This window comes from Caloramator sp. mosi_1 (genome assembly GCF_028622835.1).
GTDB lineage: Bacteria > Bacillota > Clostridia > Clostridiales > Caloramatoraceae > Thermobrachium.
This window is the reverse complement of sequence record NZ_CP117677.1, coordinates 2618903-2642603: the sequence shown is the minus strand read 5'-3', so window position 1 is coordinate 2642603 and position 23701 is coordinate 2618903. Positions and strand designations below refer to the sequence as shown.

Below are 23701 nucleotides of genomic sequence, written 5' to 3'. Positions count from 1 at the left end.
AATATATTGTATATAAATATAAAAAATAAAATTAATTGACTCTAAAATTTAGAAATAATGTTGAAAAAATATTTTTATCCCTTATCAAATTTCAACAAAAATTAAATAGGGTAGGTGCTAAAATATAATAGAAAATAGAACTAAGGGGGTAAATATGAAGGACGTTGTTGAAATAGCAAGCTGTAGAACAATATTAGACGACAACAGAAGCTATATTTATAGGTACTATATGGTTATAAATTGTAAAAATTCAATATTGAACAAAGTGATATAGAACTAAAATTCTATGGAATTGAGGTTGTAAGGGAGGATTATGATAAAAATAAAATGGTAGGAATTGAAAAGAGAGAATAGACTTTGTAAGCACTGACAGAACAAAGGTATTAAAGCTGTTAATAGACCTGCAGAAGAATGAAGTCTCACCTATTCATCTAATTGAAGTGGTTGGAGAATACGTTGATTTTGAAAGTGCCACCCAGGTGAAATGTTACTTGAGTAAATAAATGGAAATATTGACAATAATATATGATTAGCAAAAATAAACTTTTTAAGTAAACAAGGAATTTTAAGTTCTTATGTTTTTATCTTTGAAAATAAAACACAAATACAAATTTTAGCCTAATTTATGGCATTAGTCCATAAGTTAAAAAATGCTTGGGATGAATAGAATTTGACCAAATCTAAAATATAAGTATAAAATATAAATAACCTACCACCCAGGTGAAATGTTATTTTTTAAATGAAAAGATACAAAATTTAAGGGTGTCAAATAAAATAGAGTTAGCTTTATCCTGTAGCAGAATACAAAAAATTACATCAAAAGGTGATTTATGTGATAAAAGGAGTAGGAACAGATATAATAGAAATTAACCGCATAAAAAGAGCTTCAGAAAAAGGGGTTTTTAGAGAGGGTTTACACCCAAAGGGAACTTGAATACATAAAAAGCAAAAACATAGAAAGTGCAGCAGGATACTTTGCAGCAAAGGAGGCAGTGTCTAAGGCACTTGGCACAGGGATAAAGGGATTTTCCTTTAAAGATATTGAAATACTAAAAAGGATGGAGCACCTTATGTCTTATTACATAGAGGTGCTAAAAAAATTGCAGAGGAAAAAGATATAAAAAACATACAGCTATCAATTTCCCACTGCAGAGAATATGCAGTGGCCTTTGTGGTAATGGAGGGGTAAAATGAAGGTAGCAAAATCTCAAAATATGAGAAACATAGATAAAAGAGCAATAGAAAAATACAAAATTCCAGGTATTGTTCTTATGGAAAACGCCGCCTGGGCCCTTTTAAGAGAATAAAGGAAAGGGACATAAAAAGGGTTGTTATTGTTTGCGGCGTTGGAAATAACGGAGGAGATGGATTTGCCCTAACAAGGCTTCTTATGATAAACGGATATGTTGTCAGCGTCTACTTGTTTGGGGATGAAAGCAAAATAAAGGGCGATGCAAGAATAAATTATGAAATACTGCTTAATATGGGTATTTCAATAAAAAACAAATAGATGAACTAATACAGGACTTAAAATGTTTTGATGCTGTAGTAGATGCCCTCTTTGGGACAGGCCTTGACAGAGAAGTTGATGGTATTTTTAAACAAGTAATAGAGGCTGTAAACCTATACTCAAAATACACAATATCAGTAGACATCCCCTCTGGAATAAACTCAGATACAGGGATAAAAATGGGATGTGCTGTTTTGGCAAATGAAACAGTAACCTTTGGTACAGCAAAACTTGGGCTTTTAATAAATGACGGAAGAGAATATAGTGGAACTGTTTATATAGACAACATATCAATCCCAAAGGCCTGTATAGATGAAGAAGGGCTTAAAATAATAACAAACTATGGAGAGTTTCCCAAAAGCCTTTTAAAAAAAGACATTATGACGTAAATAAAGGCAGCTGTGGTAAAGTTGCAATAATTGGAGGCTGTTTTAATATGTCGGGGGCTGTAACCCTATCATTAAAATCAGCCCTAAGGACAGGAAGTGGACTTGTAACGGGTGTTGTCCAAAGAAGCATAGTTGATAGGATTGCTTCCTTTTACCAGAGGCAACCTATAGAATATCCAATGAAAAGGACGGTTATATACTCTTTACAACAAGGGAACTGGATGAGATTATGCAAACCTACGATGCAGTTGCTGTAGGAGTAGGAATAGGAAGGGAAGCCATATAACATCAATAATCTCATATTTGTTAGAAAAATCAACCAAACCACTTGTAATAGATGCAGATGGACTAAATATGCTCTTAAGTATAAAGGCCAGATTAAAAACTAAAAAATGTCAGGTAGTTTTAACACCTCACCCTGGAGAGTTTTCAAGGCTTACAGGCCTTGATGTTGAGTATATAAACAAAAACAGAGTAGATGTTGCAGTAAACTTTGCAAAGGAATATGGATGTATACTTCTCCTAAAGGGTGCAAGTACAGTTGTTACAGATGGTGATAGGGTTTACATAAACACTACAGGCAACCCAGGGATGGCAACTGGAGGTTCAGGAGATGTTTTAACTGGAATAATTCTTTCTTTAATAGGACAAGGGTATGCACCCTATGACGCAGCCCTACTTGGTGCGTATATTCACGGATGTGCTGGAGATTTAGCCTATAAAAAGTATGGAAATGGATTAGTGGCCAGTGATATAATTGAATATATAGGACAGGCAATGCTGTAGTAATAAATCACCTACAAAAAGAATATGTATAACTGTAGTATTTTTGTAGGTGATTTTTTATGAAAAGACATATTGCTATTTTTTAATCTTAATATTCACAATATTCACAATTTCCTGTAAAATTATCAAAAAGGACAAAAGTGTACAGGACTTCATTTTAAACTTAGATTCATATAAATCTGAAGTAGAAATAGAAATATACAGCAATAAAGGCACATCAAAGTATAGACAGCTACAGATATATAAATCCCCCGACAAAGTTAAAATTGAGACATTAGAGCCAGAGTTTTTAAAGGGAAAGGTTATGATTTTAAATAATGGAAGATTTGAAATATATCATCCACTTATAAACCAAAAATTTGAGGGTGATATTTTAACAGAACCTACCTTTATTCATCTTGGTATTATTCAAACAAGTTTATTAAAAAATAAAGAATATACAACAACCTATACTGTCTTAGATGGTATAGAGACTATAAAACTAAGGTTAAGGTTAGAGGGTGATAACATATACAAAAACGAAGCTATCGTTTATTTTACCAAAAAGACATTATACCACTTTACTTTGAAATTTACGATAACAGTGGCACTTTACGCTACAGAGCAAAGTTTATAAACTTTGAATGTAACAAAGAAATAAAGGATGATGTTTTTACTATTGGGTTAAACTAAAGGGGAATAATGGATGTTAAGACCCTACTATGCTGAAATTAATCTTGATAGTATTAGAAATAATATAAAAGAAGTAAAAAGACTTGTAAAGAATAGAAGGGTAATTGGAGTTATTAAGGCAGATGCCTATGGACACGGAGCAATAGAAGTAGCAAAGGTTTTGAAGGAGGAGGGCGTTGATTTTTTGCGGTTGCAATAATAAACGAGGCATTAGAACTAAGAAAGGCAAAAATAGAGGAGGATATTCTTGTTTTAGGCTACACTCCTGAAGAATACTTTGAAACTGCAATAGAAAACAACATAACCCTCACAATATACGATGTTAATTTAGCAGAAAAACTTAATTTTATAGCACAAAAATGAATAAAATAGCAAAGGTTCACATAAAAATAGATACTGGTATGGGAAGATTAGGCTTTGTAGTAAATGACGGTGCAAAAATGGATATAATAAAAATATGCAGCCTCAATAATCTTTATGTAGAGGGAATATATTCTCATTTTTCCTGTGCCGACATTAGAGATAAAACCTATTCAAGGATGCAGATTGAAGCCTTTAAAGGGATTATAGAAGAACTAAGTAAAGAAGGAATAAACTTTAAAATAAAGCATATGGCAAACAGTGCAGCAATAATAGATTTAGAGGAGAGCTACTTTGATGCAGTTCGCCCTGGAATTATGCTCTATGGCTATTATCCCTCCGATGAAGTAGACAAAACGAGGGTTAATCTAATTCCGGCAATGAGCCTTAAGGCAAAGGTTGCAATGGTAAAAAAGTAGACAAGGGCACCTCAATCAACTATGGACGACAGTATATTACAGAAGGAGAAAGAATAATAGCAACACTTCCCTTTGGCTATGCCGATGGTTTTTCAAGAATAATGTCAGGAAAAGCAACGGTTTTAATAAAGGGAAAGGAAGTAGATGTTGTAGGCAGAATATGTATGGACCAGTGTATGGCAGATGTCACAGAAGTAGGAGATGTGAAAATAGGAGACGAAGTTGTAATAATGGGAACGTCAGGCGACAAAAGAATAACAGCAGACGTAATAGCAAAAGGCTCCAAACCATAAGCTATGAAGTGTTATGTATGGTTTCAAAACGCGTACCAAGAATATATAAGTGCCACCCAGGTGAAGGTGAATACAACCAATTTATGGAAAAATAGAGCCTATAAATCCAACTTAGTTGAAGTTATAAATTGCAATTAAATAGAAATAAATCTGTTCAAATAACCACTCAATTTTTATATGAACTTCTGCGATTAATTTAGTTTGACATTTACAAAACTCAATATATAATAGTTATATAATATGTTCAAAAAGAACAGTAATTTTTTATTGGCATTTTAAAATAAGCAATCCATATGGCAAATTCATCGTATTTTTAAAATCATCAAGTACTGCATATTAAAATCAAAAACAATAGAATCTACAACTTAAAATATAATATTATTATTTAAATTGGGAATAATGATAAAGAGGAATAAAGGTTGCAAATAAAGTAAATAAAGTGGTATAATATACATATTAAAGCCTCGCCTACATAGGTAAATTTAGGGGGTATGATGATGAAAAACAAAAAATAACAGTGAGCCTCCCCGAGAGCTTACTCGATGAATTTGATAAATTTATAGAATGTGAAAATGGTAAAAATAGAAGTCAATTTATTAAGGAAGCTGTAATATTATATATTAAGGAACATAAAAAGAAAAACATCAGGGAACTTATGAAGAAGGGCTATCAAGAGATGGGTAGCATAAACCTTGAAATTGCAGAATGTGGAATGGACTGCGATTTAAAGGAACTTGCCAAATATGAAGCAGAGCTTGCGGAGAGTGATATATTAGATGGTTCAGGTGGTGAAAAGAGGAGATATATTCTATGCTGATTTAAGCCCTGTCATAGGTTCAGAGCAAGGAGGAGTAAGACCTGTACTTATAATACAAAATGATGTAGGTAATAGGTACAGTCCTACTGTAATTGTTGCGGCCATAACATCACAGATAAACAAGGCCAAACTTCCAACCCACGTTGAAATATGCTGTGAGGATTATGGGCTAACAAAGGACTCCGTTATACTTTTAGAGCAGGTTAGAACAATAGATAAAAGAAGGCTTAAGGAAAAGATAGGACATATAAGTGATGAGCTTATGAAGAAAGTAGATGAAGCATTACTTATAAGTTTAGGATTAGTAGACTTTTAGTACCACCAACGAAAAAATATAACCGCAGAGATATTAAGAGTGTCAATCAATGGGTTGACACTCTTTTGTATTTTTAAAATTAAAATTTACAATTTGTCAACATAAAAATAGTGTGTAATTTGTCAAAATATGTGCTATAATATTTCTGCGGTTAGAAAAATAGGCCTTATGGCATAATAAATATAAAGACTAAAAGGAGGGAATATGTGATGAATAGAGACATCAACAAACTAAAAGAAATAGCAGTTGAAGTTAGAAAAAACATTATAAAGATGTTAACTGAATCTCAATCAGGACATCCAGGTGGTTCACTTTCAGCAGTTGAAATCCTAACATCACTATACTTTAGTGAAATGAAGGTAGACCCAAACAATCCAAAGTGGGAGGACAGAGACAGATTCATTCTTTCAAAGGGACATGCAGCTCCAGTTCTATATGCAGTTCTTGCAGAAAAGGGCTTCTTTGACAAATCAGAGCTTATGACTTTAAGAAAGATTGACTCAAATCTACAAGGACACCCAAGCATAAAGAACACTCCAGGTGTTGATATGTCAACAGGTTCCCTTGGTCAAGGTCTTTCAGTTGCAAATGGAATGGCACTTGCAGGAAAGCTTGACAATAAAGATTACAGAGTGTACATACTTTTAGGAGATGGAGAACTTGAAGAAGGTCAAGTTTGGGAAGCAGCAATGACATCAGCACACTACAAACTTGATAATCTAACAGCCTTTGTTGACTTTAACGGACTTCAAATAGACGGCCCTTGTAAGGACGTTATGAACGTAACTCCAATAGCAGATAAGTTTAGAGCCTTTGGTTGGAACGTAATAGAAATAGATGGCCACGACTACAACCAAATATTCGATGCCATAGATAAGGCAAAGGCTACAAAGGGAATGCCAACTATGATTGTTGCAAAGACTGTAAAGGGTAAAGGCGTATCCTTTATGGAAACCAAGTAGGCTGGCACGGAACAGCACCAAACAAAGAACAATGTGAAAAGGCACTACAAGAGTTAGGAGGTGCGATAAATGGCTAATTTAGCAACAAGAGAAGCCTATGGAAAGGCACTTGTAGAACTTGGTAAGGAAAACAAAAATATAGTTGTTTTAGATGCAGACCTTTCAAAATCAACAAAAACTGCTGATTTTGCAAAGGCATTTCCAGAAAGATTTTTCAATGTTGGTATAGCAGAGGCTGACCTTATAGGAACAGCAGCAGGACTTTCAACTTGCGGCAAGATTCCTTTTGCAAGTACATTTGCAATGTTTGCAGCGGGAAGAGCCTTTGAACAAATAAGAAACTCTGTCTGCTATCCAAAGCTAAATGTAAAAATAGCAGCAACCCACGCAGGCCTTACAGTTGGCGAAGACGGTGCATCACACCAATCAGTTGAAGATATATCTCTAATGAGAAGCATACCAAATATGACAGTAATATGTCCTGCTGATGACGTTGAAACAATGGCAGCAATAAAGGCGGCAAGCGAATACTATGGACCAGTGTATATTAGACTTGGAAGATCATCAGTTCCAACAATAAACGATAGACCAGACTATAAGTTTGAAATAGGTAAGGCAGTTTTACTAAAGGAAGGTAAGGATGTTTCAATCTTTGCAACAGGAATAATGGTAAGCGAAGCCCTAAAGGCAGCAGAAGAGCTTCAAAAGGAAGGAATAGACGCAGAGGTAATAAACATCCACACAATAAAGCCGCTTGATGAAGAGGCTGTTGTAAACTCAGTTAAAAAGACAAAGGCAGCAGTAACTTGCGAAGAACACAACATAATAGGTGGACTTGGAAGTGCTGTTTGTGAAGTTGTGGCAGAAAAATGCCCAGCACCAGTTGTAAGGGTTGGAATAAAAGATACATTTGGTGAATCAGGAAAACCAGCAGAACTTCTAAAGAAATATGGATTAACAAAGGAAGATATAATAAAGGCTGTAAAGGAAGCTGTAGCTAAAAGTAAGATGAGTGCCACCCAGGCGAAATCTTGTAACATTTCACCTGGGTGGCACTTTTTAAGCAAACTAATGTAAATTTGTCTAAATAGAAGAAAAACACAAAAATATACAATGAATGCATAAAACCAAAGAGGTTGAATTTGCTTTATTCTTGGGGAAATGATAAAATGAATATGCAGAATTGGAAGGACACTACCATATGAAAGGAGGAATATAATGAAAAAGGCTATAAAGGAATATATTTTTATAACCATAGGTATATTTTTAGTTGCAGTAGGTATATACTACTTCTTAGTACCAAGCAACCTTGCGGCAGGTGGAGTAAGTGGTCTTGCAATAGTTATAAATCAATTTTTCCCTGCACTTCCTGTTGGACTATTAATGCTCGGTATGAATATAATACTTTTTATAATCGCCTTCATTGTAATAGGAAGCAACTTTGGAGCTAAGACTATATATTCAAGCTTAGGACTATCTGGTATGATATGGCTCTTAGAAAAACTTTATCCAATATCACAACCTGTAGTAGATGACCTCTTACTACAACTTTTATTTGGAATCTTAATATCGGGTATAGGTATGGGAATTGTTTTTAACCAAAACGCCTCAACAGGCGGAACAGACATTATTGCAAAAATTATCAATAAGTTCTTTCACATTGATATTGGAAAGTCACTTCTTTTATCAGACTTTTTAATAACACTTGCAGCTGGACTTACCTTTGGTCCTAAGATAGGTATGTATGCACTTTTAGGGGTTGTAATAAATGGATTTGTTATAGACAACGTTATTCAAGGTCTTAACGTATGCAAACAAGTTACAATAATTAGTTCAAAAAGCGAAGATATAAAGAAATATATAATAGAAGAGCTTGGAAGAGGGGTAACCATCTACGATGGAAGAGGTGCCTTTACAGGAGAAAAGAAGGAAGTTTTAATGACAATAATAAGCAGAAAGGAATTTATAAAGCTTAGAGAATTCATAAAGGAACTTGACAAAAGGGCCTTCATTAGCGTAAGTAATGTTCACGAAGTGTTAGGTGAAGGGTTCACAGAATTAGAATAAGTGCCACCCAGGTGAAATGTTACTTATGTTAATTTATGTAAAATAATAACCACCTTGAGTGAAATGTGAAAAGCTTACAATTTATCGCATTATCACCAAGGTGGTTTTTGTATAAGAAATTTTTTCATTTACAAATTTTTTTCACACAAAAAACAAATTTATGTTATTATATATGTTGTAGAAAAATACACAACTATTATACAATACGACGAAATAAGGAGTTGTTGCTGATGATAGAACTAAAAAATGTGTCAAAGGTCTACAAAAATAACCATATTGCCCTATCAAATGTCAGCTTTAAAGTTCAAAAGGGTGAATTTGTGTTTTTGGTTGGACCAAGTGGTGCAGGTAAATCAACAGTTTTAAAACTTTTAATGAAGGAGATAGAACCTACAAGTGGAGACATAGTTGTTAACAATGTAAATATAACACAGCTTAAAAGAAAGGAAGTGCCTTACTATAGAAGAAATATAGGAGTAGTATTTCAGGATTTTAGGCTACTTCCAGATAAAACTGTCTATGAAAATGTTGAATTTGCTATGCAAATAGTTGAAGCAAGTCATAAGGAGATTAAAAGAGAGTGCCACAAGTTTTAGATTTAGTTGGACTTTACAGCAAACAAAAGAACTATCCACACCAATTGTCAGGTGGAGAGCAACAAAGGGTTGCAATAGCAAGGGCAATCGTAAACAGTCCAAAACTTTTAATCTGCGACGAGCCAACAGGAAACCTTGACCCAGATACAGCACAGGAAATTATGTCCTTGATAAACGACATAAACAAAAGTGGAACCACTGTGCTTATGGTAACTCACGCAAAGGATTTAGTAGATAGAATGAAAAAAGAGTTATAGCAATAGAAAAGGGAGTTATAGTAAGAGATCAGCAAAGAGGTGTATACGGATATGAGGATTAATACGATAAAGTACTATATAAAAGAAACTTTAAAAAGTGTATATAGAAACAGAATAATGAGTCTTGCATCAATAACAACAGTGGCAGCAACACTGTTTATATTAGGTGTTTTTATGGTACTAGCAATAAATGTAAATCGTTTTGCTACAAATGTTGAAGATATGATAGAAATAACCGCCTTTTTAAAGGACGACGTAACAACTCTAAAACAACAGCAATTAGAAAAACAGATAAAAGAAATACAGGGCGTTGTAAGTGTTGAATTTGAATCAAAGGAAAAGGCCCTTGAAAAGTTTAAAGAACAACTTGGAGAAAACAAGGACCTTGCAAAGGGCTTAGAGAAATCAAACCCGCTTCCAGCATCCTTTATAATAAAGGTTGATAGTCCAGATAGCGTAGAATATGTAAGCCCAAGAATAGCACAGTTAGAAGGAATATTAAAGGTTAAAGATGCCAAAAAACAGTTCAAACAATTTCAAAGCTTGTAAAGATAGTAAGATATTCTTCAACAGTGCTTATGGTAATCTTAGGTACAATATCAATATTCTTAATTTCAAATACAATTAAACTTACAGTCTTTGCAAGAAAAAGAGAAATAAGCATAATGAAATTTATTGGAGCAACAGACTGGTTCATAAGATGGCCGTTTATACTTGAAGGATTACTATTGGGATTAATAGGAGGGTTTATAGCTGCCTTCATAGTACAAAATGCATATTCTTATGCAGCAAGTGCAATTCAGCAAAATATAATGGTATTTACGTTAGTTCCACCACAGGAGGCTGTAAAAGAGTTTTGGTGGCAATTTAGTCTTCTTGGAACTTTAATTGGAGGATTTGGAAGCTATATTTCTATAAGAAGATTTCTTGTAGTATAAAAATTTTATTTGGGGGATGGCCTTTGAATAGGAAGATTGTGGTAGTTATTATGACTATATTTTTACATTCTCTTCATCCTATGTATTAGCGGATGAGTTAAAGGAAAAACAAAAACAACTCAATGAAACAAAGAAAAACATAGAAAATCTAAAGGGTAAGATTGAAGATGTGAAGGATAAGCAGGAGGATGTAGAAAAGGAAATCAATGATCTTAATGCAAAAATAGAAAAACTGCAAAATAGTATAGAAAAATTAGATAACCAAATTATAGAGACAAGAAGAAATATAAAGCAACTAAATCAGGAAATAAAAAAGCTAGAACAAGAGTTTGAAGAACAACAGGAATTGTATAGAGAAAGAATAAAGGTTATGTATATGAATGGACCCACAAGTATATTGGAAGTACTTTTTGATTCCCAAAGCTTTTCAGATTTTTTAGGACGAGCTGAAATAATAAAGGCAATAGTAGAAAACGACAGAAACATATTGCAATCAATCTATGAAAAGAAGTTAGAAATAGAAAATAAAATGAAGGAGATTAGAGAAAAGGAACAAAATCTTATAAATATGCAGTATGAATATTCATCACAAAAGAGCGAACTTGATGCAGCTTGTAAGGAACAAAGAAAGCTTTATGATAAACTTGAAAAGGATAAAGCATACCTTGAAAAAGTTTTAAAGGCAGAACAAGAGGAGTCTAAGCTTTTAGAAAAACAAATTAAGGAAATTCAAGCAAGACAAAATAAAAACAAAAACTATGGAACTTTTTCCAAAACAGGAATTATAAAGGTAAGTGACTTAGGATATATACCAAGGGTTACATCACCCTTTGGTATGAGAATGCACCCAGTTCTTGGATATGCAAGAATGCACAATGGAATGGATATTGCAGTACCAACAGGAACGCCAATATATTCTATGGCAAAGGGAGAAGTAATAATAGCAAAATATATGTCTGGCTACGGAAATGTTGTTATAATAGATCACGGAGATGGATTAACATCAACCTATGCCCACTTATCAAAAATCTTGGTTTCTGTTGGACAAGTTGTTGAAAAGGGGCAAATGATTGCAAAATCAGGAAATACTGGTCTTTCATCAGGACCACATCTTCACTTTGAAATAAGAAAAAATGGTACACCAGTAGACCCAGCTCCATACTATATAGTAGGGCAGTAAAGAAGCTATCCTAAAGGGATAGCTTCATATTTTAGCTTAATGTTATAATATAGTAATAATATGTAAATCATATAATTAAAAATAAAAAACGAGGTAGATGCTAATGAAAAGAAAAGTACCATTTCTTCTTCTAATTATTCAAATGTCAATTATATTTTACCTATCCTCAGAACCTGCATACATATCTCACACAAGGAATAGAAAAGTAATACAAACAGTTAAAGTCACAACAGGTAAAGATATAGATAACAAAATTGGGCAAGAGCGTGCAGATTTTTTAGTTAGAAAAAATGCGCATTTCTTTTATTTATGCTTTTAGGCATACTTACATATACATACCTAAAACATACTAAAACAAACAATAAGTTTTTAATAGCCTTTTTAATTTGCTTTGTATATGCAGCATCTGATGAGTTTCATCAGTATTTTGTTCCAGGTAGGGGACCAAGAGTAAAGGATGTATTAATTGACTCTTTAGGTGCAATAGTTGGTATAGGATTAATAAAAATATTTAATTGGAAACATAAAAGCATTATGGTAAAATAAATGTATTGATTAAGGCTTTAGTTTTATATTATTATTTAGTAGAGTAATTAAAACTTTTCTAATATTATATTAAGATAAAAAATTATATTGTTAATAAAAATACCTTAAACAGGGAGGTTTTTTATGCTTGTTTTTAATAAGGTTGAGGGAAGATTTAAAGAAATAGCAGATAAATATATAAAAAAACGTGAAGTTGCTCGTGTCTCCCTTCCTATAGAATATAAAGGAAAGCTCTTTCACGAAATTCAATTTAACAAAGTATTTTTAGGCAGTGTGCGTCAAACTGTAAATGGCTACCTATATGTTACAGAGGATGGACAAAAGGTTGAGGACGAAAAGGACATAGAGGAGCTTGCTTACCTTGCTTATCAATTTGAGGTTTTATTTGATGATGTGTTCAGCGGTGGAATTCCTAAGGCGGTTATGGATGAAAAACAATTAAAAAGAGAAGAAAAGGACTTTGAAAAAATGTGCGTTGCACTTGATGCTTTAAAGGCAGAGGGACTTGCAAAAACAGATAGATTGATGGAAGCTTTTTCAAAACTAACACCACTAAAAGAGAAAATAATAAGGCATTAAAGGAATTAATAGATAAGGTTAATTCCCTTTCAAAGGAAAACTTAGTATTTAATAAAAAAGTTTTAGATGAAGCAATGCCATATTACAGAAAAGCTCTCTTAAAGAACTTTGAAAAAATAAAGTTAATTAACAATACAAAAGAGGAAATTGATGATGTAAAGGCAGCCTTAAACAAAAAAGAAAATCTCTTAGATTTAGAATATCAGGTACAGAACTTATGAACTGCCTAAATAGACTTGACTACGGCATAGATTATTTTAAAAGAGTTTTAACTGTTTATGCCCCTGTGCTTGATATGAATGAAAAAGAATATATACAATATCTTGAATCAATGGATAGAAAAAATGTAGAAGAAAAATTAAGTATAATAAGATAGATTATTATAACGATAAATTATGAAATATATTTGCATTAATTATAATGTGTAATATATTTGATTTACTTTGTTTATCTTTTACTAATAATAAGACTTAAAATTTGAATTTAAATATAGAATGTTTTTAGTTATATAAACTAAAATCCACCCGATCAGGTGGGTGGATTTTTCTATAACTCAAGCACCTTTATGTATTCTACATTTGGATCTTCTGTTCCTTGAACATATAGGTTTGCATCCTTTAGTGCCTGAACATAGTCTAACACTTCTTCATTTATTATCTCACCAGGACACACAATTGGAATTCCTGGTGGATATGCAAGTAAGAACTCTGCAGAAACAAGCCCTGTACTCTCCCTAAGTGGAACTGTTCTCTTCTTCCCATTAAAGGCCTGTCTTGGAGTAACAGCCCTCTTTGGTATGCCTGGTAAATCAAGAACGCTTCCTATTGCTGGCCTTGTTCCATAGTATCTATCAGATATTTCCCTTAGTGCCTCTATAAACTTATCCATCTTATCCTTAGTATCACCAAAGGAACCTACAGCAAGAATGTTATATAAATCTGAAAGTTCCATCTGTATATGATATTCATCTGCAAGTATTTGGTCAAGCTCATACCCTGTTAGCCCAAGTCCCTTACAATTAACTGTAATCTTAGTTGGGTCAAAGGCAAAGGCCCCAGGTTGACCAAGTATCTCTTCACCAAAGCAGTAAAGTCCAGGTATTTTATTTATCTCACGTCTTGCATAGCTTGCAAGCTCTATTGCCCTATTAAGAAGTTCTTTTCCCTTTGTTGCAATTTGCATTCTTGCAACATCAAGGGATGCCATAAGAGGGTAAGATGGGCTGGTTGTTTGAAGTAAATTCATAATCTGCTGAACTCTATTTATATCAACCCTTCCAGCTCTAACCTGTAAAAAGGATGCCTGTGTCATTGCACCTATTATCTTGTGGGTGCTTTGGGCACATATATCAGCACCTGCCTGCATAGCAGACATAGGTAATTTTTCATTAAAACCACAGTGGGGTCCGTGGGCTTCATCTACAATTAGTGGAATGTTGTAGCTGTGAACAATATCTGCAATCTTTTTATATCTGTTGCAACACCATAATATGTTGGATTAATTATTAAAACAGCCTTTGCATCTGGATTTTCCTTTAGCGTTTTTTCAACTGTTTCTGGAGTCACATTATGAGCTATACCTAAGTTTTTATCAACTTCAGGTTGCATATAAACAGGTACTGCACCAGATAAAATTATACCTGCTGTAACTGATTTATGTACATTTCTTGGGATTATTATCTTATCTCCTTCTCCTACAACAGACATTATCATAGTTTGAATTGCACCGCTTGTACCGTGAATTGAGATAAAGGCCATATCAGAACCATAGGCATCAGCAGCAAGTTGCATTGCCTCCTTTATAGGTCCCTTTGGATGGTGCAAACTATCAACAAGCTTAAAAACAGTAACATCAATAGATAAAATGTTTGTTCCAACAAACTCCTTAAACTTATTGTCCATTCCATCGCCCTTTTTGTGCCCAGGTACATGGAAGGGGATTGTGTCTCTTTTACATATTCCATTAAAGCATCAAAAATTGGTGTTTTGGTTTGATCCATCTTATACAATGTTATATCCACCCTCTTTCCTATATAATTAAGCCTTAATAATTATATTCCACTAAAGATAAAAATGCAATTACCTATATAAATTTTTTCCTTAATTTTTAATAATATTCAGTGTATAAAAATAAAACAAAAAGGGAAAACTCCTCTAATGTAATAGATATTTGTAAAAAATGATAAGGAGGGAAGCAACAGTTAAAATAAAATTTATAAAATTATATAAAACTCTATATACAATTTGTAAAATTTGGAATATTGGTGTATATAGAGGTGATACTAATGAAATATTATAGCATAGGACAATTTGCCAAACTGATAGGTAAAACAGAACAAACATTAAGAAATTGGGACAAAACAGGTGTATTAAAACCTGCACACGTTGCACCATCAGAATTTAGATATTATTCACAGGAACAACTTAATCATTTTCTTGGAGGTTGAGAAAATAGTTATTCTATACAAAGATAGACTTGTTAGATTGGGATATGAATTAATAGAGAATTTATGTTCAAAGTATGGAACAAACATTGAAGTAATAGACAACACAGAAAAAATTGAAGAACAAGAACTTGTAGAAGATTTAATACAGATAATAACAGTTTTTAGTTGTAAATTGAAAGGTAAAAGAGCTAATAAAGCCAAGAAAATGATTAAGGAGCTGGTAGATGATGATAAAGACCTATAAAGTAATGCTTCTACCTAACAATAAACAACGAACAAAGTTATTCGAGTGTGCAGGGGTTGCAAGATGGGCGTATAACTTTGCTTTATCAACACAACAAGAAAACTACAAAAATGGCGGCAAGTTTTTAAATGATGGAGAACTTAGGAAAAAGTTAACTGAGTTAAAGAAACAAGAAAAATATGCTTGGCTTAATAACTACTCAAACAATATAACAAAACAAGCTATTAAAGACGCTTGTCAAGGCTTTAAGAATTTTTTGACGGCAGAGCAGAGTTTCCTAAGTTTAAGTCAAAAAAGAAAAGTAGACCAAGTTTTTATGTTGATACTGCGAAAATTAAAATAACTGATACATATGTAAAGTTAGAAAAATTAACTACTTCTAAAAAGAGTAATAAGCAAAAACTTAACTTTGTTAAACTTGCTGAAAAAGGCAGGATACCAACAGGAAACGATGTTAAATATTCTAATCCAAGAGTGACATTTGATGGATTAAATTGGTGGTTAAGTGTGGGAGTAGAAGAAGTTGAAACTAAACATCAAAATTATACCGAAGGTATAGGTATAGATTTAGGAGTAAAAGATTTAGCAATAGTAAGCAGTGGACAGAAGTTTAAAAATATAAACAAATCAAGCAAAGTTAAGAAGTTAGAAAAAGACTTAAAAGATTACAACGTAAGTTGTCTAAAAAATATGAGTTAAATAAAATTCAAACAGAAGGAGGTGAATACCGTTACAGAAAAACTAACAATATAAAGAAGTTGGAATTCCTTGTTTTAAAGACACATAGAAGGCTTAAAAATATAAGACACAATTATATTCATCAAATAACTACATCTTTGGCGAAAACCAAGCCAGAGTATGTGGTAATGGAAAACTTAAATACTTGTGGAATGCTAAAGAATAGGAAGCTATCTAAGGCAATACAAGAGGCGACATTCCACGAATTTAAAAGGCAGATGGAATATAAGTGTGCTTGGAATGGAATAAAGTTTATAGTTGCGGATAGATTTTACCCTTCGTCTAAAACTTGTAGCAGATGTGGTGCTATAAAAATAAACTTTCTTTATCAGAAAGAACGTTTATATGTGATGAGTGCGGTTATGAAATAGATAGGGATTTAAACGCAAGTATAAACCTAAAGAATTATGGTAAAGGAGTAGCATAGCACTTAAAGCAGTTATTGATATGTACCCATACGTTAGTGGGGAATTTAAGCCTTCGGAGTGTCAAACAAACAGGAGTAGCTTAGGCGAAACTGGACACGATGAACAAGGAAGGAAACATAAACTTTATAAGGTTTGGTAAAAACTTTACAGAGTTTTATAAGTTTTCTGTAACGGAGTATTGATGCAAATAAAAGCAGAAATTAGACAAAAGGTTTCAAAAACCGAAAATCACAGACTAAGAAAACAAGGAAAACTTCCTGCAGTTATATATGGCCTAAACAAACAAAACTTCAACATAGAAGTTGCTATGGAGGATTTATTTGAAGTTTTAAAAAATGGCGGCCCTCACGCTGTAGTCGACATCAATATAGACGGCAAACACGAAAATGCAATGATAAAGGACATACAGAGGGACCCAATAGATGGTAAGGTACTCCACATTGATTTTGAAAGGGTAGAGGGAAACAAAAAGGTACATACAAAGGTTCCAATAAACTTTACAGGAGAAGATTACCTAAAATCAAGAGGTCTTCTAATCCAAAAGGAAATATCCTATGTAGATGTGGATGCCCCAGCTGATAGAATACCTAAGAATATTACAATAGATTTATCAAGCATTACAGGAAACTACAAGGTTACCCTAAAGGATGTAGAAATAGCAAGAGAGATAGCTATAGACCTACCAAAGGATGCAACAATAGCTCAAATCTTCTATTTCAAAGAACAAAGGAATCAAGATACAAGCGAGGTACAAATAATATAAATAAAACTATTGTAAAAAATGTTTTTCGACAGAAGTTGCTTATTTTATAATTGGATAATATATATTGGTAGTAACTATACTAAAAGCATTAGGTTATGAAGCCTAATGCTTTATTTAATTGAATTTTAAAATGGAGCGTGATAAAATTAAAAATAAAAATAGATATGAGCATAATTAAATAAAAAATAAAACAACAAAAGTTAAATTATTACAATTTTTATTAAGCGTAGCTTAACTATCAAAAATGGAATTTAAATTGAAATGAAAGAAACAAAAAAGGGTAGACTATCCCCTTGGTGAAATTGATGCTTAAAAATTTTGATATAACTTAGTTTAAGCTGTCCTTTTAATCCCGATAGGGATTTGTATTTATCAACACAGCCAGATTTTATAGCAGCAATTGCAATAGTTAAAAGACAAATATGTCCGATTGTATTTAGATTAGCAACAGAGTTAATATTTTTAACATAAGCTTGCTCAGTATTTAGATTCTTCCATCTAGAATTGTATCTTTCAGATTCAGTTCTAAGACTGTATATTTTCTTGAAAAATATAGAATCACGATTTATGGAAGATCTATAATCAGTGCCAATACTTATGTATTTTACACAACCTCTGTTTTTCTTACCGTTAAAGAATTTTTCGTGGTTACATGGACATAAAGAATCATCTTTAGAAGTTCTAAAAGGACAGCAAAACTTTTGTTTAATATAGGAATCAAAATATTGTTTGCCATCTTTATGCATTGCTAATCCAGCATCGCATATTACATTACCTGTGGATGTTAAGTCTTTAGGCTTTCTTCCACGTTTATTTAATGCAATGAAAGCATGACCTTTAAGGGTATTACGAATAAAGTCATGATTTTGCTTTGAATCATAGCCTTTATCAGCAATAATATAACTACCTTTGAGTGGGAACCACTCATTTGTATCAGATAGGATTTCTGTAAAGTTAGAAATTTCATTGACATCAGCGGTTGTAGTAAATTCAGCAATGGGAAGACCAGAGATAGCATCACAAATAACATGATTTTTGTATCCCCAGTAGAATTCATATTTTTTCTTTGAATTATTAGGTTTATCTTCTGAAACTTGAACATTCATAGAGTTATTAGCAGTATGAACACCTAATTTACAATCTTTATCAGAAGAAGGCGGGTTATTTTTAGAAAACTTGTTATTTGCGAAGCATTTAGGATTATTAAATTTAGTGTTAGCTTTAACAGGCGTTGCATCAACTGATATAAAGTTGTTGTCAATAAATCCTAGTTCTTTAAGAATATTAACTTGATTTTTCATGATTTCCTTAAGATAAGAGTTAGATAAATTTTTAATAAATCTCTGAAAAACTGAGTATGAAGGCAAAGGCTTAAGAATATTAAAACCACAAAGCTGAGCAATGATTAGATTATTTTCTAGAAAATCTTTTAGGTCAGTAATTTTGCCGAACTTCTCACATTTCATAACAATAAAGGCTCTAAAAAGAGCATAGCGAGAATAGCCATTAGGACCATATTTAGAAGGAATCCTATCGGGTAATATAGATAAATCAAGACTATCAAAGATTTTAGTATAAAAATTGATAAGTTTTTGAGAAGTAAAAAGTTCAATTATATTAAATATTTCTTGACGTTGGTACATAGAGATTTCCTCCTTATTGTTTTTGTATTATGTGTGGTTATATAGTATAATTCGACAAAAAGAGAGGAAATCCTATGACATAAATTTGAGTGATAAAAAATTTGGCCCTATCGGGCTAGTAAAATCAAGGTCTTTGAGTTATGCTCAAGGCTAAATAAAAATAAAAATGGGGTGAATTTCTTGAAATATGTAGATTATTTAAAAAAGAAGTTGAAAATATAATTTTTATAGAAATAAACAAAGATATAACATATCAAATTAAAGATACCTTTACAATAAAAAAGGTGAATATCCAATATTGATTAAAGATTTAAAACAAATGGCCTTTAAAGGTGAAACCAATATAAAATTAAGTTACATATTAGATGGAATAATAACACTTCTTGGGGTAGATAATGATTTTATCTACAAATATACATATATAAATTTATTAAAAAATATATCATCGATTGAAAGTTATATTATTAGTCAAATAGAAAAAATAAATCACAAAACCCTAAAAAGTCACTAATATATGCAAACACACTTTGTATTTTAAATAAAAGTGAAACTAACTTAATAAATAGGATTTACCTTTTATTTGAACTTCAACAAAACAGGGCTTGATTTTAAAGATGAAATAGAAAAATCACTTAAGGAAGTTTTAAACATAAATGAAAACAATGCAATTGCAAACTACAACTTAGCACTTCTTTATTTGGATATTGATATGGATTTGGCAAAGTATCATTTTAGAAAATGTATACATAATGAATTAACGAGAGAAAGAGCACAGGAGATGATTGAAAAGATAGAAGCTGTTGAAAATTATGATAAGGCAGTTGAACTTATTAAGCTAGAAAATTATCAAGAAGCATTAAAAATACTAATACATTTATATGAAAATAATCCTGATAATCTAGATGTTATATATTATATTGCTGTATGTTATAGGAACTTAGGTCTAAATGAAAAGGCACTTATGTATCTTTATGAACTATATTCAAAATTAGAAGTACCAGAGGTAAATATTGAAATAGGTCTTAACTTAGCAAGTTTAGGATATTATCAAGAAGCATTGAGATATTTTAAAGATGCATTAAAATTAAAACCAAATGACTCAAGCATAATATGCAACATAGGAGTATGCTATCTTTATTTAAATGAAACACAGAAGGCAAAGGAAAGTTTTGAACTTGCACTTAAAATAGATAAAGATGATAAAATTGCAAAAAGTGGATTGAGGAAATACAGGGTAACTTGTAAAAAAGCGAAAAATATGCTATAATTATTTAGGTTAGACAGGTATTTCAAAAATTTAAGGAGGTTAAGAAAATGGAACAAGAAATGACAATTGATTTGGTAGAGCTGTTCTATATGATTAAACGAAGGATAAAGTTGATTGTTTGGATAACAGTAACACTAACATTGTTAAGTACAATGATTAGTGTTTTTGTATTAACTCCAAAAACGAATATGAATTAAAGGCCAGTTTTATAGTTAAACCTGCACAGGAAAAAGGATATAAAGAATTAAAGGATTTAAATTATAAAATAATGATAGATGAAAAAATGACAAAGATATATGCAGAAATCGCAAAATCGGAAAAAATAATACAAAAACAATGATGATTTAAATCTAAATCTAGATCTAGATATATTTAATAAAAAATATTCTGTAATTGTTCAACCAGATACACAAATGATTAATTTAATTTACAAGTCAGATGATGTAAAAAAGGCCAAGAAATATTAAATAAACATCTTGAAAATATAATAGGTGAGGTTAAGAAGTTTAATAATGAAGAAGAAAATATACAAATAATAGATACAGCTAGGGTTGTTAAAAAGAAAGTTGAGAATAAAACTTTAATTAATATCATAATTGCTTTTGTATTAGGTATAATGATTTCACTTGGGCTTATATTTGTTTTAGAGTATATAGATAACACAGTAAAAACAGAAAAAGAGATAGAGGATGTATTAGGTTTACAGGTTTTAGGAATTATACCACATCATAATGAATAATGTTAGATAGATTTATAGGGTTGATATCAACCCTTGCTACTTTAAAAAATAAGAAAAGGAGAAGTAAATATGGATAAAGCAAAATTGATTACATTAACTAATCCAAATTCATATATTACAGAGGAATATAGAAAATTAACAACATACATTTGTTTTTCAAATTCAAAAAAACAATAAAAAAGATTGTTGTTACCAGTTCGTGTGAATCAGAGGGTAAATCTACAGTTACTTCTAATCTTGCAATTACATTGGCACAAAGAGGATATAAAACGCTTATATTGGATGCAAATATGCGAAATCCTGGTATACAAGAAATATTTAATGTTTATTCAAAACAAAAAGGTCTATCAGATATTCTACGTGGTGAATGTGTTTTTAGTGAGGCATTAATTAAGGGACCTGTTGATAATCTTGATTTAATTATATCTGGGACAAGCACTCTAACACCAGTAGAACTTATTGCTTCACATAGTATGATAAACTTTTTAAATACTCTTGAAGATATGTATGAATACATAATTATAGATACGCCACCGGTTTTAATGGTAACTGATGCACAAATACTTTCTAAATATGCAGATGGTACATTATTAGTTGTAGCATCTGGCCAGACTGATAAAGATGCATTAAAAAAGCAAAGGAGCAAATAGAAAAAGTAGGAGCACATATTTTAGGAGTGGTTCTAAATAAGTTAGACTTATCTATAAATGAACGTTATTATCAACATTACTTTGGACAAAAAATGAAAACATACTCAAAAACAAAATTATAAAAAGGTATTGCTATGACTAGATAATATGATTCCTATAAAACTATGGAACTAAATGGCAGGTGATATGATGATAGAGGAGGTTAGAAGATATAGATATATATTTTTAATATTAACCGATATAGTATTAATAAATATGTCCTTTATATTGTCTTCATATTTTGTATATGGAAATAAAGTTACATATTCATTTAATAACAAATATCTTTTTTAAATGCAATATTAATTGTATTTATATTTGCATTATTTGGTCTATATAAAAGCCTTTGGACATTTGCAAGCCTTGATGAACTTATTAATTCTTTATTTGCAAATGTTTCTGTTCTTATATTAAATCTTATACTAAACAATTTTATTTTTAAACAGTTTGAAACAAGATTTATTCTATTATATGTTCTAATTATATTATTTTTAACAAATATAATTAGAATCAGCTTTAGATTTCTCAGAAGGTTATCGATTGGTTTTACAAAAACAAGCCTTTGGAAGAAAAAGAACTTTAATATTTGGTGCAGGCTCTGGCGGAACACTTCTTCTTAAGGAGATTAGACAAAACATACTTTTAAACTACGAAGTAGTAGGCTTTATAGACGACGACCCTGCTAAAATAGGAAAAACAATAATGTCTGTAAAGGTTTTAGGAAATAGAAACGACATCCCAATGATTGCAGAAAGATACGCGGTTGATGTAATAATAATTGCAATTCCAACTCTAAACATATATGACAAGAGGGAAATAATAAAGATTTGTAAGTCAACCGGACTTGATGTTAAGATAATGCCTTCTATGGATGAGGTACTGTCAAATACTGAAAGGGTAAGGGAAATTAGAGAAGTTAAAATTGAGGACCTTTTAAAAAGAGACCCAATTAAGCTTGATAACAAGGCAATAAGGGAGTACATAGAAAACAAGGTTGTTTTGGTTACTGGCGGAGGAGGCTCAATAGGCTCTGAGCTTTGCAGGCAGATTATAAAATTCAACCCAAGAAAATTAGTAATACTTGACATATATGAAAACAGTGTATACGACCTTGAAAATGAACTTAAGATGCAAAACTATGCATCAAACATAGAAGTAGTTATAGCTTCAATAAGAGACAAAAAAGATTAGAGACTATCTTTGAAGAATATAAGCCCTACGTTGTATTTCACGCAGCAGCCCATAAGCACGTTCCACTGATGGAGAAAAATCCATCGGAGGCTGTAAAGAACAATGTATTTGGAACCTTAAATCTTGTTGAGTGTGCAGATAGATACGGTGTAAAAAGATTTGTACTTATCTCAACTGATAAGGCAGTTAACCCAACTAATGTAATGGGTGCAACTAAAAGGGTTGCTGAGATGATTGTACAGGCATATGCAAAAAGAGCAGTACTGAGTATGTTGCAGTAAGATTTGGCAACGTTCTTGGAAGCAACGGTTCTGTAATTCCTCTATTTAAAAGGCAAATAGAAAAGGGCGGCCCTGTTACAGTTACCCACAAAGACATTACAAGATACTTTATGACAATCTCTGAGGCCTGCCAACTTGTACTTCAATCTGCCTCCTTTGCAAAGGGTGGTGAGATATTTGTACTTGATATGGGCGAGCCTGTGAAAATATATGAAATGGCAGAAAACCTAATAAGGCTTTCAGGATTTGAACCAGGAAGGGATATAGAAATAAAGGTAACAGGCTTAAGGCCTGGAGAAAAACTTTATGAAGAGCTTCTTCTTGCAGAAGAGGGCCTAACAAAAACACAAAACAGCAAAATATACGTTGCAAAACCCCTTGAAATTGACCTTGACGAGCTAAAACAAAAATTAGACTCCCTCAAATTTGCAGCAAACTCATCGGATAAGACAAAAATAAAGATGCAGCTTAAGGAGATTGTAGATACATATAAGGTGTATGATGAGATTGCGGCAGGGGATGAGTAGAAAAAATAGTTTAACGATTGTTGAACAGTAGTTTTAACCACGTTATGAAGAAAGGAAG

Annotated in this window: 22 protein-coding genes and 10 pseudogenes; 30 read left to right on the top strand and 2 right to left on the bottom strand. The window is 32.1% G+C overall.

All coding sequences use genetic code 11. From position 1 onward, the window contains the following. The first annotated feature begins 350 nt into the window (after window positions 1-350). The 21 genes and pseudogenes from PL321_RS22025 to PL321_RS18540 all read left to right on the top strand — a co-directional run bounded on the left by PL321_RS22025 (window position 351) and on the right by PL321_RS18540 (window position 13063). The gene (locus PL321_RS22025) at window positions 351-503 is read left to right on the top strand and encodes a DUF6514 family protein (RefSeq protein WP_443110841.1); all 153 of its coding nucleotides are present in this window, start codon (window positions 351-353) and stop codon (window positions 501-503) included. Between the two features lie 329 nt (window positions 504-832). After that, window positions 833-1189, top strand: a pseudogene (acpS, locus tag PL321_RS18635) (holo-ACP synthase). Between the two features lie 96 nt (window positions 1190-1285). Next, the gene (locus PL321_RS18630) at window positions 1286-1510 is read left to right on the top strand and encodes an NAD(P)H-hydrate epimerase (RefSeq protein ID WP_337961241.1); all 225 of its coding nucleotides are present in this window, start codon (window positions 1286-1288) and stop codon (window positions 1508-1510) included. Then, window positions 1507-1899, top strand: a complete 393-nt coding sequence (locus PL321_RS18625) for an NAD(P)H-hydrate epimerase (RefSeq protein ID WP_337961240.1) — start codon at window positions 1507-1509, stop codon at window positions 1897-1899. Before PL321_RS18630 ends, PL321_RS18625 begins: the two co-directional genes overlap by 4 nt. Window positions 1900-1946: 47 nt before the next feature. After that, window positions 1947-2156 (top strand): hypothetical protein, encoded by a 210-nt coding sequence (locus tag PL321_RS18620; protein WP_337960885.1) that lies wholly within the window; start codon window positions 1947-1949, stop codon window positions 2154-2156. A gap of 25 nt (window positions 2157-2181) precedes the next feature. Next, window positions 2182-2685 carry an NAD(P)H-hydrate dehydratase gene (locus PL321_RS18615; RefSeq protein WP_337961239.1) on the top strand — a complete coding sequence of 168 codons (504 nt, stop codon included), beginning with the start codon at window positions 2182-2184 and terminating at the stop codon, window positions 2683-2685. Window positions 2686-2734: 49 nt separating this feature from the next. Further along, complete coding sequence (locus PL321_RS18610) at window positions 2735-3301, top strand: hypothetical protein (RefSeq protein ID WP_273962966.1); 567 nt, start codon at window positions 2735-2737, stop codon at window positions 3299-3301. Between the two features lie 69 nt (window positions 3302-3370). Beyond that, window positions 3371-4524 (top strand): annotated as a pseudogene (alr, locus tag PL321_RS18605) (alanine racemase). Between the two features lie 422 nt (window positions 4525-4946). Next, window positions 4947-5246, top strand: coding sequence for a CopG family ribbon-helix-helix protein (locus PL321_RS18600; RefSeq protein ID WP_273962965.1), 300 nt, complete (start codon window positions 4947-4949; stop codon window positions 5244-5246). Beyond that, window positions 5206-5562, top strand: a complete 357-nt coding sequence (locus tag PL321_RS18595; protein WP_273962964.1) for a type II toxin-antitoxin system PemK/MazF family toxin — start codon at window positions 5206-5208, stop codon at window positions 5560-5562. Before PL321_RS18600 ends, PL321_RS18595 begins: the two co-directional genes overlap by 41 nt. 209 nt (window positions 5563-5771) lie before the next feature. Then, window positions 5772-6601 (top strand): annotated as a pseudogene (locus tag PL321_RS18590) (transketolase). Continuing rightward, window positions 6594-7523, top strand: a pseudogene (locus PL321_RS18585) (transketolase family protein); the annotation flags it as partial. The pseudogenes PL321_RS18590 and PL321_RS18585, both read left to right, overlap by 8 nt. Window positions 7524-7742: 219 nt before the next feature. Then, entirely contained in the window at window positions 7743-8591 is an 849-nt protein-coding gene (locus tag PL321_RS18580) for a YitT family protein (RefSeq protein ID WP_273962963.1), read from the top strand. Between the two features lie 230 nt (window positions 8592-8821). Continuing rightward, window positions 8822-9506: pseudogene (gene ftsE, locus PL321_RS18575) on the top strand (cell division ATP-binding protein FtsE). Then, window positions 9496-9993, top strand: coding sequence for a permease-like cell division protein FtsX (locus tag PL321_RS18570; protein WP_273962962.1), 498 nt, complete (start codon window positions 9496-9498; stop codon window positions 9991-9993). Before ftsE ends, PL321_RS18570 begins: the two are co-directional and overlap by 11 nt. Before the next feature lie 29 nt (window positions 9994-10022). Beyond that, window positions 10023-10382, top strand: coding sequence for an FtsX-like permease family protein (locus PL321_RS18565; RefSeq protein ID WP_273962961.1), 360 nt, complete (start codon window positions 10023-10025; stop codon window positions 10380-10382). 169 nt (window positions 10383-10551) lie between these two features. Further along, window positions 10552-11562 (top strand): murein hydrolase activator EnvC family protein, encoded by a 1011-nt coding sequence (locus PL321_RS18560; RefSeq protein WP_273962960.1) that lies wholly within the window; start codon window positions 10552-10554, stop codon window positions 11560-11562. Window positions 11563-11659: 97 nt separating this feature from the next. After that, a pseudogene (locus tag PL321_RS22020) lies at window positions 11660-12108 on the top strand (VanZ family protein). A 123-nt stretch (window positions 12109-12231) separates the two neighbouring features. Beyond that, window positions 12232-12687 carry a hypothetical protein gene (locus PL321_RS18550; RefSeq protein ID WP_273962958.1) on the top strand — a complete coding sequence of 152 codons (456 nt, stop codon included), beginning with the start codon at window positions 12232-12234 and terminating at the stop codon, window positions 12685-12687. 74 nt (window positions 12688-12761) lie between these two features. After that, on the top strand, window positions 12762-12908 hold the full coding sequence (locus PL321_RS18545; RefSeq protein ID WP_273962957.1) for a hypothetical protein: 147 nt from the start codon (window positions 12762-12764) through the stop codon (window positions 12906-12908). Beyond that, entirely contained in the window at window positions 12905-13063 is a 159-nt protein-coding gene (locus PL321_RS18540; protein WP_273962956.1) for a hypothetical protein, read from the top strand. Before PL321_RS18545 ends, PL321_RS18540 begins: the two co-directional genes overlap by 4 nt. 170 nt (window positions 13064-13233) lie before the next feature. On the opposite strand, the pseudogene PL321_RS18535 reads toward PL321_RS18540, so the two are convergent. Then, window positions 13234-14695, bottom strand: a pseudogene (locus PL321_RS18535) (aminotransferase class I/II-fold pyridoxal phosphate-dependent enzyme). Between the two features lie 276 nt (window positions 14696-14971). On the opposite strand from PL321_RS18535, the pseudogene PL321_RS18530 reads away from it, so the two are divergent. The 3 genes and pseudogenes from PL321_RS18530 to PL321_RS18520 all read left to right on the top strand — a co-directional run bounded on the left by PL321_RS18530 (window position 14972) and on the right by PL321_RS18520 (window position 17306). After that, a pseudogene (locus PL321_RS18530) lies at window positions 14972-15377 on the top strand (MerR family transcriptional regulator). Beyond that, window positions 15361-16542: pseudogene (locus PL321_RS18525) on the top strand (RNA-guided endonuclease InsQ/TnpB family protein). The pseudogenes PL321_RS18530 and PL321_RS18525 overlap by 17 nt, the downstream one beginning before the upstream one ends. 182 nt (window positions 16543-16724) lie before the next feature. Further along, the gene (locus PL321_RS18520; protein ID WP_273962955.1) at window positions 16725-17306 is read left to right on the top strand and encodes a 50S ribosomal protein L25; all 582 of its coding nucleotides are present in this window, start codon (window positions 16725-16727) and stop codon (window positions 17304-17306) included. Window positions 17307-17557: 251 nt separating this feature from the next. On the opposite strand, the gene PL321_RS18515 is transcribed toward PL321_RS18520, so the two are convergent. After that, entirely contained in the window at window positions 17558-18949 is a 1392-nt protein-coding gene (locus tag PL321_RS18515) for a transposase (protein WP_273962954.1), read from the bottom strand. A gap of 298 nt (window positions 18950-19247) precedes the next feature. Here PL321_RS18515 and PL321_RS18510 point away from each other — a divergent pair, with 298 nt between their 5' ends. The 6 genes and pseudogenes from PL321_RS18510 (at window position 19248) to PL321_RS18480 (ending at window position 23643) form a co-directional block, all read left to right on the top strand. After that, on the top strand, window positions 19248-19460 hold the full coding sequence (locus tag PL321_RS18510) for a hypothetical protein (protein WP_273962953.1): 213 nt from the start codon (window positions 19248-19250) through the stop codon (window positions 19458-19460). A 69-nt stretch (window positions 19461-19529) separates the two neighbouring features. Continuing rightward, entirely contained in the window at window positions 19530-20216 is a 687-nt protein-coding gene (locus PL321_RS18505) for a tetratricopeptide repeat protein (protein WP_273962952.1), read from the top strand. 47 nt (window positions 20217-20263) lie between these two features. Further along, the gene (locus PL321_RS18500) at window positions 20264-20413 is read left to right on the top strand and encodes a Wzz/FepE/Etk N-terminal domain-containing protein (protein WP_273962951.1); all 150 of its coding nucleotides are present in this window, start codon (window positions 20264-20266) and stop codon (window positions 20411-20413) included. Window positions 20414-20676: 263 nt separating this feature from the next. Next, entirely contained in the window at window positions 20677-20955 is a 279-nt protein-coding gene (locus PL321_RS18495) for a GNVR domain-containing protein (protein WP_337961238.1), read from the top strand. A gap of 149 nt (window positions 20956-21104) precedes the next feature. After that, a complete protein-coding gene (locus tag PL321_RS18490; protein WP_273962950.1) occupies window positions 21105-21605 on the top strand; it encodes a tyrosine-protein kinase family protein in 501 nt (166 codons plus the stop codon). Window positions 21606-21791: 186 nt separating this feature from the next. Beyond that, window positions 21792-23643, top strand: a pseudogene (locus PL321_RS18480) (polysaccharide biosynthesis protein). The last annotated feature ends 58 nt before the right edge of the window (window positions 23644-23701 follow it).